The organism is Parasphaerochaeta coccoides DSM 17374, from assembly GCF_000208385.1.
GTDB classification, from domain to species: Bacteria; Spirochaetota; Spirochaetia; order Sphaerochaetales; family Sphaerochaetaceae; genus Parasphaerochaeta; species Parasphaerochaeta coccoides.
Map to the genome: position 1 here is coordinate 1054563 of NC_015436.1, position 12627 is coordinate 1067189.

11 protein-coding genes are annotated in these 12627 nt (G+C 52.9%); 7 read left to right on the forward strand and 4 right to left on the reverse strand.

Annotated features, from left to right (window positions below; genetic code table 11):
• The first annotated feature begins 88 nt into the window (after positions 1 to 88).
• The 7 genes from SPICO_RS04695 (at position 89) to SPICO_RS04725 (ending at position 8336) form a co-directional block, all read left to right on the forward strand.
• Positions 89 to 1696 carry a Mur ligase family protein gene (locus SPICO_RS04695; RefSeq protein WP_013739530.1) on the forward strand — a complete coding sequence of 536 codons (1608 nt, stop codon included), beginning with the start codon at positions 89 to 91 and terminating at the stop codon, positions 1694 to 1696.
• Positions 1693 to 2859, forward strand: a complete 1167-nt coding sequence (locus tag SPICO_RS04700) for a D-alanine--D-alanine ligase (RefSeq protein WP_013739531.1) — start codon at positions 1693 to 1695, stop codon at positions 2857 to 2859. Before SPICO_RS04695 ends, SPICO_RS04700 begins: the two co-directional genes overlap by 4 nt.
• Positions 2856 to 4070, forward strand: a complete 1215-nt coding sequence (gene dinB / locus SPICO_RS04705; protein WP_013739532.1) for a DNA polymerase IV — start codon at positions 2856 to 2858, stop codon at positions 4068 to 4070. Before SPICO_RS04700 ends, dinB begins: the two co-directional genes overlap by 4 nt.
• Before the next feature lie 100 nt (positions 4071 to 4170).
• Positions 4171 to 4689 (forward strand): tRNA (cytidine(34)-2'-O)-methyltransferase, encoded by a 519-nt coding sequence (locus SPICO_RS04710; RefSeq protein WP_013739533.1) that lies wholly within the window; start codon positions 4171 to 4173, stop codon positions 4687 to 4689.
• Positions 4682 to 5524, forward strand: a complete 843-nt coding sequence (gene proC / locus SPICO_RS04715) for a pyrroline-5-carboxylate reductase (protein ID WP_013739534.1) — start codon at positions 4682 to 4684, stop codon at positions 5522 to 5524. The genes SPICO_RS04710 and proC overlap by 8 nt, the downstream gene beginning before the upstream one ends.
• Before the next feature lie 39 nt (positions 5525 to 5563).
• Positions 5564 to 6850 (forward strand): serine--tRNA ligase, encoded by a 1287-nt coding sequence (gene serS / locus SPICO_RS04720; protein ID WP_013739535.1) that lies wholly within the window; start codon positions 5564 to 5566, stop codon positions 6848 to 6850.
• A 43-nt stretch (positions 6851 to 6893) separates the two neighbouring features.
• The gene (locus SPICO_RS04725; RefSeq protein WP_013739536.1) at positions 6894 to 8336 is read left to right on the forward strand and encodes a nicotinate phosphoribosyltransferase; all 1443 of its coding nucleotides are present in this window, start codon (positions 6894 to 6896) and stop codon (positions 8334 to 8336) included.
• A 24-nt stretch (positions 8337 to 8360) separates the two neighbouring features.
• On the opposite strand, the gene SPICO_RS04730 is transcribed toward SPICO_RS04725, so the two are convergent.
• The 4 genes from SPICO_RS04730 to SPICO_RS04745 are packed head-to-tail and all read right to left on the reverse strand — an operon-like array spanning position 8361 to position 12537.
• Positions 8361 to 9134 carry an N-acetylmuramoyl-L-alanine amidase family protein gene (locus SPICO_RS04730; RefSeq protein WP_013739537.1) on the reverse strand — a complete coding sequence of 258 codons (774 nt, stop codon included), beginning with the start codon at positions 9132 to 9134 and terminating at the stop codon, positions 8361 to 8363.
• Positions 9131 to 10051, reverse strand: a complete 921-nt coding sequence (locus tag SPICO_RS04735; RefSeq protein ID WP_013739538.1) for a hypothetical protein — start codon at positions 10049 to 10051, stop codon at positions 9131 to 9133. Before SPICO_RS04735 ends, SPICO_RS04730 begins: the two co-directional genes overlap by 4 nt.
• A complete protein-coding gene (gene proB / locus SPICO_RS04740) occupies positions 10051 to 11178 on the reverse strand; it encodes a glutamate 5-kinase (protein ID WP_013739539.1) in 1128 nt (375 codons plus the stop codon). Before proB ends, SPICO_RS04735 begins: the two co-directional genes overlap by 1 nt.
• A gap of 24 nt (positions 11179 to 11202) precedes the next feature.
• Positions 11203 to 12537: a glutamate-5-semialdehyde dehydrogenase gene (locus SPICO_RS04745; protein WP_013739540.1), complete on the reverse strand. Its 1335-nt coding sequence runs from the start codon at positions 12535 to 12537 to the stop codon at positions 11203 to 11205.
• Positions 12538 to 12627: the final 90 nt, after the last annotated feature.

Sequence of the window (12627 nt, forward strand, 5' to 3'; positions counted from 1 at the left end):
AGATGCCTGCATGTGGGACAACATCCCATAGCGGGAGATTCATGGAAAGTTCCTTGCTACGGGAGCCGAAGATTGCTACCATGACATCATGAACGCGCCGGTCAGGTTATCAGAACTCCTTGAGTTTTCCTCCCTTGCCCATACCCTGGTCTTCCTGAAGGATGGCCGGCCGTTTCCTTTGCCCGACATTGAAATCACATCAATACGACATGACAGCCGGGTCTGCGACCAAGGAAGCATATATTGCGCTTTCCGCGGTCTGCATGAAGATGGAATTGACTTCATGGACAATGCCCTGGAGAAAGGGGCTGCGGCTGTTGTGACGGACAGACTTCCCTCTCGTCCACATGAGGGAGTCCCTTATATAGTGGTTGAGGCTCCACGGCAAGCGTATGCGTTGCTTTGCGGCTCATTCTTCGGCAATCCTGCCTCTGCCTTGAAAGTCATAGGAGTCACGGGTACTGACGGAAAAAGTACGACAATCGAATATCTGTGGCAGTTACTCCGTGGACAAGGAGTACGTGCGGGACTTCTCAGTACCGTTTCATGGGATGATGGCAGCGGATTGGTTTCTTCGCCATACCGACAGAGTACCCCGGAAGCATGGGAACTCCATTCTTTCCTTTCTTCCTGCCGTGACCACGGACTTTCCATTGTCATCCTGGAAACCACCAGCCATGCGTTGAGCATGGAATATGACCGGCTGGCGGGCATTGCTTTCAGCGGAGCCATCTACACGACAATGACAAGCGAACACTTGGAATTTCATGGTTCCCTCGAACGCTATGTAGACGCGAAGCTGAACCTTGCCCGACGCCTGTTGCCGGGCTCTCCTCTGGTCATCCCCCATGACAATGCGCGCAAAGACGACATTATGAAGGCAGCTCCTCAAGCCAAGCCATTCATCACTGCCGTTCACCACGGGAAATCATCAGGATGTTCCCGGAAAGAAGACGGCATCCTCAACGGAACCTGTATTTCCGCCACTGTCCTCGGCATGGAGCCGGAGCAACTCGCTTTCACCTTTGCCATCAACGACAAAGAATTGACGACACTGTGGAGATTTCCCTCTCCATTTCCTTTTCTGCTATCCAATGCTTTGGAAGCGGCGGCGATGGCTCATTCCTTGATTGATATTCCACTGGAAGCCATCATTGCGCAGTTCGAGAAACTTTCCCCTGTCCGTGGCAGGGCAATTCCCGTCCCTAATTCCCTGGGCGTGACCGTGCTGATAGACTTTGCCCATACTGCTGACGCCTTTGCCCATGTGATGGAGGAAATCTCTCGTGTGCATCCTAAAGCGGACATCACGGTGGTATTCGGAGCCGCCGGGGAGCGGGACACCACGAAAAGAGCTCCCATGGGCGCACAGGCCGCCAGGTGGTGCAGCAGAATCATCATCACTGATGAGGACCCCCGGAATGAAGGATATGAGGCAATCCGCAAGGACATCGAGGCTGGCATACCGGATGCGTTGAAAAGACGCAGGACGATACTGCGCATAGCGGACAGGAAACGGGCCATACGGGAAGCAGTGGCAAATCTGAACAGAGGTGATGTGCTTCTTCTGCTGGGCAAGGGACATGAGACCACGATAGAATATGAGAACGGGAGGAAAATCCCTTGGGATGAAATGCGCGAGGCACGGGAAGCTCTGGCAGTCTGTGCCGCATGCAGGGAAGGCAGCTCACTATGAAAAACGTAGCAGTACTTTCCGGAGGCCGTTCTCCGGAACATGATGTCTCACGGATGTCAGCGGAAAATATCTGCAAGGAACTTGTCGCGGCGGGATATGGAGTCCTGCCGATTGTCATTACCCGAAATGGCCGCTGGTTCCTCCAGGATGTTCATGAGTCCGTAGCGGTCATACGGCAAGAAGCGGAACGTGGCGTTTCCATCCATCCGGGCGACGGCTTGTGGATGAATGGAGAAAAACTCGCCGTGGACATAGTATTCCCGGTGACCCATGGTACGGAAGGAGAGGACGGTAGGCTCCAGGCATTGCTTGAACTGGCTCACCTTCCCTATGCAGGTTCGGGAACGGTCGCCAGCATGATGGGCATGTACAAGAATCTGGCAAAGGATGTCGCCCGGATCCTGGGCATCCCTGTGACTCCTTCCATCCTCCTGTCTCCCGACGACATTGCATGGCTGGGCAATGATGAAGACGCACCCTTCCCTCGCCTTTTCACAAGCTTTGACATTTCTCCCGATAGTACTGGCACAGCACGGGCGGACTTGTTCCTCGGCGTCCTGCAAGAAAAGCTGGGTAAGAGTCTTCTTGTCAAGCCTGAAGCAAGCGGTTCCTCGGTAGGCGTGACCGCTCTGCCCCAGCCTGGCGCGGAAATCTTCCTGGATGCCGTCTTTATGGCGTATATCCCTGGTGAACGGGTACTGGTGGAAACTTTCATCCCTGATGTGATGGAGCTGGAATGTGCGCTCCTTGAGGCAGAGGATGAGATTGTCACGGCGGGTCCCGGCTTGGTGCGTAAGCCTGCCGGTGAAGAAAGTATACTGTCCTATGACATAAAATACAGTGTCCACAGGCATGCCACCATGGAATATCCTCCACCCATTGCGCGGGAGGAAGCGGAAATGATTGCTACATACGCACGTTCCTTGTTTTCTGCCTTGGGCTGTACGGGTTATGCACGGGTCGATTTTTTCATTGACCCGTCAGGAAAGCCGGATGCACGGATTTTTTTCAATGAAATCAATACCCTTCCCGGACTCACCGATACGAGCCATTGGCCTTTTTTGATGAAATGCAAAGGATTGGAATGGCCGCAGATGCTTTTAGAAATACTCAGCCGTGGCTTTGAAGCCTACTCCTTGCGTCATCATGAGTCAGACAGATGAATACGAAGGCAGGGATGGCGGAAGGCAACCACACGACCGTCCATGAGCCAGTCTTCTTCCACATGGACATTGATGCGTTCTTTGCATCGGTCGAACAGCTGGACAATCCTTCTCTCCGAGGGAAGCCGATCATTGTAGGAGGTACAGGTCCGAGGAGCGTCGCATCCACCTGTTCTTACGAGGCACGGGTCTATGGCGTGCATTCCGCCATGCCCATGGCTCAAGCCTTACGATTGTGTCCCCATGCAATCGTCCGTCCCTCGAACATGAAAAGATACACCGAAGTCAGTAGAATCGTCATGGGCATCTGCCGCAACTACAGCCCTGATGTCCAACAGATTTCCGTGGATGAAGCTTTCCTTGACATGACGGGTACAAGGAAGCTGATGGGGATTCCCCGTGAAGCCGCCGCTCGTTTGAAAAAAGAAATCCACGATATCACCGGGCTGACGGTCTCCGTGGGCATAGGGCCTTCCCGTTTTATTGCAAAGATGGCAAGTGACTACGACAAGCCGGATGGACTCTGCCGTGTATCACCGGGAAAGGAGATTCTTTTCATTGATGCCGTAGGGCTGGGCAAGCTGTGGGGAGTCGGAACGAAGACAAGGGAAAGCCTGATACGACACCACATCACTGACACTGTGACTCTCCGTGCCTGTGAGTTATCCCATCTGGTGAAACTTTTCGGCGCGGCGCAGGGAGAATTCCTTTACAACATATGCAGGGGCATCGATTCGGGAATTTTCTCACATGATTCAAAATCACATTCAATCAGTAGCGAGATGACCTTTGCCGCCGATGTGACTGACACGGACATACTGCATCATTATCTTTTGCAGATGAGCCATGAAGTCATGTTCCGTGCTTTGGACGAACATGTGATGGCGCGTACCGTATCCATCAAGCTGCGTTCTCCGGATTTTGTTACGGTCTCGGCGCAGAAAACTCCCGACGAGCCTCTCTACAGTGCGGAACAGGTCTTTGCTCTTGCCTGTGAGCTTCTTGCCAAAAAACACCGTTCTTTCTCTCCCGTGCGACTCATTGGGGTCGGGTTGGGACAGGTATATCCCGGAGATGTTCCACAGCAGGAAGAACTTTTTGATTCGGGCTACAAGAAAAAAAGAAAGCTCGAACAGGCGGTATTGGGCATCAACCGCAAAAAGGGCGGGTCTGTCATCAAGGCGTCGCTCCTTGAAACCCCTGATGGTTAACGGGTCGTGAGTGCATAAAATGAGGCTCGGTTCCTGATATGACGTTCCCGCTTGTACTCATTCCCCAATGGTGGTAGATTTTGGCGCAGGAGAATGGTCGATGCGGCTTCATATTGTCTTGGTTGAACCGGAAATCCCCCAGAATACGGGAAATATCGCACGGACGTGCGCCGCAACGGGAGCTGTTCTCCATTTGGTGAAGCCCTATGGCTTCTCATTGGATGAAAAGCATCTGAAACGTGCCGGACTGGACTACTGGCACCTTGTGGAAATTCATGAATATGCATCTTTGCAAGATTTCCTCATTGCCACCGAAGGACGCTCCCTGTACTATTTCAGTACAAAGGCTCCACGCTCCTATTGCGACGTCCGCTTCGGAGAAGAGTCATGGCTTGTCTTCGGCAAGGAAACAAAGGGCTTGCCCGAAGATCTTCTTGCCGGGCACTACGCTTCATGCCTGAGGATTCCTATGTGCGGGGAGGCGCGTTCCCTCAACCTTTCCAACAGCGTCGCCATAGCAACGTATGAAGTTCTGAGGCAATATTCCTTCCCCTGCCTGTCCAGCCACGGACGCATGGGAAACGTGATGGATACGACACAGGAGGAAAACCATGAGTGAGAGGAAATCTACGCTTATTGGCATCATTGGCACGGGGAACATGGGAGGAGCAATAGCCGGAGCCATGGCATCCGATCCATCGTGGGAAGTACATGTCCATGACGCCAATCCTGGGAAAGTGCAGGATCTGCTTCTTCGCCATCCGAACCTCAAGGCCACGGAAAGCCTGCCGGAACTGGTGAACATGTGCAAAATCATCATCCTTGCCGTGAAGCCCCAGTCCCTCCCTTCCCTTTTCTCCGACCTGAGAATGAACGCGGCTCCCGGTACTCGCTGGATATCCATTGCCGCTGGAGTATCCCTTGATGTCCTGACAGAAGGACTGGGAACCAATGAAGTGATCCGCATCATGCCCAACCTTACCGCAGGAATCCATGAGTCCGTCACAGCAGTGTGCATGACCGCAGGAGTGAGCAAAGAGTTTGCCGAGACCGTCGTCAGGATTGCCAACACTTTCGGAACCGCCTTCGTCATACCTGAAAAGGACATGCCCGCATTCATCGGCATCAGCGGCTCGGCAGTCGGCTACCACCTCCAGTATATCCATGCGCTTGCCATGGCGGGGACGCACCAGGGAATACCCTACGCCCGGTCGCTCCCCATCGTTTGCGATACACTGCACAGTACGGTTGCCTTGCTCAAGGCTTCCGGCAAGAATCCCATGGAGCTGCTCGCATCAGTCTGCTCTGCGGGCGGAACGACCATAGAAGGCATGAAAGCCCTTGCTGAGAACGGGTTTGATTCAGCCATATACCAAGCAGTTTCCGCTGTGGCGGAAAAATCCAGCTCCATGGAGCTGCTGGCTGGCATTGCCGCCAAAAAAGGACAAGACTGACACCATGGGGAAGAATATCTCCCCGAAGGATGAAACATCATGATCGATGCAAAAGATTTGAAGACCCGGCGTGAGGAAATTGCACGGAACATCGCCAACAGGAACATGAAGGTCGATATCGACGGAATCATCGCCCTCCAGGAACAACGTCTGGCCCTGATGCAGGAAACTGAGAACCTGCGTTCCGACAGAAATGAAAACGCCAGGAAGATGAAGCAGAAACTGTCCCAGGATGAACGGCTCATCCTCATTGAGGAAGGAAAAGCCATCAAGGAACGTATCGCTTCACTGGAAACCGGACTGGAAACCGTGGAAGCACGCTATCAGGAGGGGTTGCGTTCAATCCCTAACTTTGCCCATCCCGATGCCCCGGTGGGGAAAGAAGAATCCGACAGCACGGTGATGAAGCATGTGGGCATTCCTCCCGTCTTTGCATTCAAGCCCCTCGACCATGTACAGCTGGGTGAGAAGCTTGACCTGATAGATTTTGAGACCGCGACCAAGGTGTCCGGCCCTAAGTTCTACTACATCAAGAACCAAGGCGTGTTGCTCCAGATGGGACTGGAACGCTATGCCTTGGACATTGTGATGAAGCATGGCTTCACACCTTTCATTACTCCCGACGTAGCAAAGGATGAAATACTCCAGGGCATCGGCTTTAATCCTCGCGGCGCGGAGAGCAACATCTATGCGCTTGAAGGAACAGGAACCAGCCTTGTCGGTACTGCCGAGATTACCCTTGGCGGATATTACAGCGGCGAAATACTGGACAAAGCCAACCTGCCTCTCAAGCTGGCGGGGCTTTCCCACTGCTTCCGCCGTGAAGCCGGAGGAGCGGGTCAGTACTCCAAGGGGCTTTACCGTGTGCATCAGTTTTCCAAACTTGAAATGTTCATCTTCTGCCTCCCAGAGGAATCGGACGTGTTCCATGCCCGCTTGCTTGCCATTGAGGAAGATATTTTCAGCGGCCTCGGCCTTGCCTATCGGGTGCTGGACACCTGTACTGGCGACTTGGGAGCTCCGGCCTACAGGAAATTCGATATCGAGGCATGGATGCCGGGACGTGGTGAGAACGGTGAATATGGTGAAGTCACCAGCACCAGTAACTGCACAGACTATCAGGCTCGCAACCTGGGCATCCGCTACCGTGATGATGACGGCAAGCTACAGTTCGTCCACATGCTGAACGGTACTGCTGTGGCAATCTCCCGTGCCTTGGTCGCCATCCTTGAGAACTACCAGAATGAAGACGGGTCGGTCACCATCCCTGAAAAACTGATTCCTTATGTGGGATTTTCCGTGATACCGGCAATACCGGCGCGTTGACAGCGTGTTGACATAGCACGTTGACAGGGAGAGGGACAGAAACATGAGCGTTTCCGGGCTGAATACTGATTTTTATGAACTGACCATGATGCAGGGTTTCTTTCTGGCAAAACACAATCCTGGCGTGGTATTCGACATGTTCTACCGCACCAATCCGTTCAACGGTGGGTATGCGGTGTTCACCGGTCTCAACGACCTGCTGGACAAACTGGAGGACTTCACATTCAGCGACGATGACATTGCCTATCTTGCGTCCTTGAAGAAATTCAAGCCGGAATTTCTTGAGTTCCTCGCAAGCTACCACTTCTCCGGTTCCATCCATGCCATGGATGAAGGAACCATGGTGTTCCCTGGAGAACCGCTTGTCAGGGTTCATACATCACTGATCGATGCGCTGCTCATTGAAACTTTTCTTCTCAACACGCTCAACTTCCAGACATTGATCGCTACCAAGGCAGCCCGGATGAGCCTTGCCGCCTCCGGAGGGCCAATCATGGAATTCGGCTACCGTCGCGCCCAAGGAATTGACGGCGCTCTTTCCGCTAGCCGAGCGTCCTTCATAGGGGGGACATCAAGCACCAGCAACACCCTTGCCGGCATGAAATACGGAATTCCCGTGGCAGGAACCATGGCTCATAGTTGGGTCATGTCCTTCTCGGATGAGCTGGAAGCCTTCCGTGAGTTCGCCCGCCTCTATCCTGACAACGCCATCCTCCTGATCGACACCTACGACACCTTGGGCTCCGGCATAGAGAACGCTCTCATCGTTGGTAAAGAGCTGAAAAAGAAAAACCTCAGCTTCGGCGTCAGAATTGACAGCGGCGACCTGAACTACCTGTCCCGCGCTATCAGAAAACGACTTGATGAAGCCGGGTTAGAAGACGCACGCATCATTGTATCCAATGATATCACAGAAGACATCATCCAGACCTTGGTTCACGACAAAGTACCTATCGACAGCTGGGGAATCGGCACGCATCTGGTCACCGGCGGTACGCAAAGCTCTCTCAACGGGGTATATAAGTTGTGCAGCAAGCAAGATACTTTCGGACAGTACATCCCCACCCTGAAAGTCAGCAACAGCTATGAGAAGACAACTCTGCCCGGTATCAAGCAAGTCTGGCGTTTTTCCAATGAAACAGAAGGCGCGTTAGCCGACCTTGTGACCTTGGAAGACGAAACGCCCGAAAACGGATGCGATCATACGTTCTTCCATCCGTTTACGGAAATGGATTTTTTCGTTATGAAAGCAAAAAACTATACATCTGCCGTCCCCCTGCTTTCATGTAAGATGAAAGATGGGAAAAAGGTGGGCGTTTCCCCTTCCTTGACCGAAGTACAGGACTTCGCCCGCAAGAGCCTTGACGGTTTCCACGCCAGCTACAAACGTCTGATAAATCCTCATATTTACAAGGTCAGTCTCTCACGCAAGCTGAAAGACTTGAAGACAGAATTGATCATGAGGGTGAAAAAGGGAGATGCGTGAACTGTCCTCCAGCCGGGAGACCCTCTAAAGGAAACGATACGCCAGAAGTCCCGAAACAATGGCCGCAGCCATTTTCTGACGCCACTCGCCGTCCCGGAGGTTCCACGCATCATCCTTGTTGGACAAGAAGCCCATCTCAACCAAAACTGATGGCATCCTGCTGTAGTTCAGCACGTAGATGTCTCTTTCAATGATTCCCCTGTCCCTCCCGGCAGGAAAGAAAGTAGCAAGGCTTGCCCTGACGGATGATGCAAGGCTCTTGTTCTCTTTGTTCAATTCCGTGTTGAGGACGGAACCTTTGTAGGAACTCCACCGTTTGATGGCCGACAGCGGTGACTTTTCATCGAGGAATGTGACTTTCCTGTCTGCTTGTTTTATCAATATTTCATAGCCTTGGGCACTGGCGGAACGGGCGGAATTGACATGAAGCGAGACAAAGATGGTTCCCGTGCCTCCGGAAGCTCCTCCAGAAGACACACTGTCCACGGCGATTCCTGCCCGTTCCTCAAGAGAAACAAAGACATCACTGTCCCGTGTAAGGATCACATTCAAATCCGGAGCCCTCTGCCCAAGGATGGCTTTCATCCTCAGGACAATATCAAGGACAATATCCTTCTCATAATATGTGACATCATCCCAGACGGAGACCGCACCCGGATCATGGCCGCCATGACCGGCGTCGAGAATGATGGCATCGACGGGAGTAAACGGCGACGAAAACGCTGTTCCCATTGTGAAAAAAAAGAGGCAGAACAACAAAATGATGGCGGGAAAGCAACCTGACCATATTGTTCTCACCCCGGAGTCCTCCATTGGGCAATCAACATGGAAAAGTCGACCTTGTACAGCAGTATCAGGCGGCTGCGAAGTTCTTCCTGTACGTCCTTGTCCAGGCGTGACAGGCGTGGGTTCATGAAGTTCTTGCCTTTTATCTGGTGAACGCCAAGCAGTTTTGTATACATGCGGTCAATGCCTATGGGAAGCGTCCGATCCTCGACAACGGAAAGACGTGATGTGAAGCGGAAGCCCAGCGAAGGCGTAGCAAGGACAGGATAACCACAGAGCCAGCAACGGGCGGCAAAATCAAAAAACTGCCAGTAATCACTGATGATGTGGCTGTCAAAGCCGCGCTGCCGCTGGAAAAGAGCTCTTTCATATATTCCCAGGCCATAAAATGGGTAGAACGTGTCCTGGGCTGAACGGGAACTGGTTTCCGGAAAGAACGACAGGGCAGAAATCTCCTTGCCTTTTCTATGCATGAACGGGGCGGAAACTGTGGGAAGCAACTCCCCCGCATTATTGTAAAGGAAGGGCGCAAGGACTGCCGGGGAAGGAGTTCCCGCAACATGCCGGGCAAGCAGGAGGCGGTCGTAATGCACAAGCTCCATGTCAGTCCGTACCACCATGAAGTATGTCGTATAGCATTCATCCGCCAAGGCTCCCAGTTTTTCCGCAAGAAGCGTATGCGCGGAGAAAACCAGCCACGAGACATCAGGCCACCGGCGTCTCCACTGTTGGATGTCTCCGTTCCCGTCCACGGTAATCACATGCAGGCAACTATTCAGATTAGCCACATACCAGTCAATGCACGTCTCAAGCTCCTGTTCCGTACCAACGTCCAGAATACCTACTGCAAGATGTTCCTTCTGGTGCAACTGGTGTATCCGCCTGCCTATATCCCGCTGGCGCGGATGAACCGTGTACGTCACTTCCATCAGCCTGTCTCCTTGTCAAGGAACACAATGTCATCAGGACGGAAGACCATCTCCTTCTTGCCGTTCCCCAGTTTTTTGGAGATATCTTCACTGCTGCATCCGACCAGACGGGTCAACTCCGTGCTGTTGAAATACGGGACAGCTTTGGCAAAAGCCGTTCCGTTGACATTCAGCACATTGACTACATCCCCTTCATTGAACACGCCCGTCACCCCAATCATGCCGCTGGGAAGGAGACTCTTATGGGCGCGAAGGGCTTTTTCTGCGCCTTTGTCCACCGTGATGGTTCCGGCATGGGAATTGTTGAGTATCCAACGCGCCCTCTGGCTGAGCCTCCTGTCGGGATGGATGTATGTACCGATCTCCTCGCCGTCCATGATACGGAGCAGTACATCTTTCTCATACCCGCTGACGATAAGGGAGCCACATCCTCCCTGCGATGCTATCCGGGCGGCAAGCAGCTTTGTCTTCATGCCCCCGGTGGAGTATGTCGTCCCTGCCCCGCCAGCCATTGCCATCACATTTTCATCCAAATGTTCAATTTCCGGCATCAGGACAGCGTTCTTGTCCTTGCGGGGGTCAGCGGTATAGACACCAGGGATATCCGTCATGATGATGAGCAATTCAGCGTCTATTTTGCTGGCGACCATGGCACTCATCCTGTCGTTGTCACCGAAGGCGGAACCGATTTCCGCTGTGCTGACCGTGTCATTTTCATTGAAAACAGGCACGACTCCCAGCTTGAGCAACGTTTCAACGGAATTGCGAAGATTAACATAGGTCCGTCGCGCGTCCAAATCCCATCTGGTCAGAAGAACCTGGGAGCAAATCAGTCCGTGTTCCTGGAAGGAACGTCGGTAACTGCTCATCAAGATTGGCTGACCGATTGAGGCGCATGCCTGACGAGTTTCTATTTTCTTGACAGGACCTTTGAGGCGTAGCTCACGAGCTCCCATGCCTATTGCTCCAGATGTCACCAAAAGGACGTCCAAGCCACGTTTTTTCAACGCCGCAATCTGGGCAGTCACATTGTCAATATATGATTCATCTATCCCGGCAGAACCTGAAAGAAGGTTTGTTCCGACCTTGAGGACCACCGTCCTGACGTATGAGAAATCCCGTGCCATCCCTGCTTCCTCACTTCTGCTTCTTTAGTTTTCCGCTGCCATGGAAGGACTGTCGGCGGGTAGTTCCTGATGCTTGAACTTCCGTGGGGATGCTCCGCTGTAATCAGAAACCACGTGTCCCTGTCCTTTCAACAGCCATCTGCCGTTGACCAGACCATCAAGCCCGACGGGACCGCGGGCATGAATCTTTCCCGTACTGATGCCCACCTCTGCCCCCAGCCCGAAGCGGAAACCATCGGCGAAACGGGTGCTGCAATTCCAGAAAACATCGGAGGAATCGACATCACGCATGAAACGCCGTGCCAGTCCTTCATTCTCCGTGACGATACAGTCGGTATGCCCAGAACCATGCTCCGCAATATGCTCGACCGCTTCCTCATAGGATTCGACTACCTTCACCGCCAAGGTCAGGCTGATAAATTCGGTATCATAATCCTGCGGGGAGGCTTTTTCAACGGCAATAATCCGACAGGTCGCTTCATCTCCCTTGAGTTTCACGCCATTCCCTTCAAGAGCCGCCGCTGCTTCAGGCAAGAATACGGGGGCAATCGCCTGATGGACAAGAAGCGTCTCAATGGAATTGCAGGCAGCAGGATACTGAGTCTTGGAATCCACGGCAAGCCGTACCGCCATAGTGACATCAGCATCCTTATCCACATATATGGCACATATACCATCGGCATGCCCCAGAACAGGGATGCGGGTATTGCTCATGACATGCTGTACGAAAGAGTTTGAGCCTCTGGGAATGAGAAGGTCGATGTCCTTGTCCATGCCCAGGATGAAATCCACATCCCCACGGCTTTCAAGATGAACCATCCACCCTGAACCAAGGGGATGCGACGCGCAGGAAGAACGGATTGAGGCGACAAGAGCCTTGTTGGTTTCCAACGCTTCACGGCCTCCTTTGAGGACAATGCCGTTTCCGCTTTTTATGCACAGGGAAACAATCTGAACCAGGGCATCAGGGCGGGCTTCAAAGATCATGCCAATGACTCCGAGAGGAAAGCGAACTTTTTCCAAGACAAGGCCGTCGTCAAGAAGGCGGCGTTCCTCGACCGTACCGATGGGATCAGGCAATGCTTCAACAGCTACCAGCCCATCCTGGACGGCATCCAGCTTGCACCTGTCGAATACCAGGCGTTTCATCAGGGAGCTGGTCTCCCCTTCCGTTTCCGCAGCGGACATGTCCCTGCGGTTCGCTTCAAAGATGCCGTGGGCATCAGCAAAAAGTCCATCGCGGATACGCCGTAGCAAATCGTTACGTTTTTCGGCCGAAGAGGAAGACAATGCACGTGCCGCGCGTCCCGCCTCACGAATGTCAGCGGTCAGATGATTGTTTTCCTTGTTTGATTCCATATGTGAAAGAGTAATAGGAAACGGGCGGACTGGCAAGTGCGACCGGAGGCATGGGAAATTCAGATGATGGTTGTTCCTGACAGGAAAAAA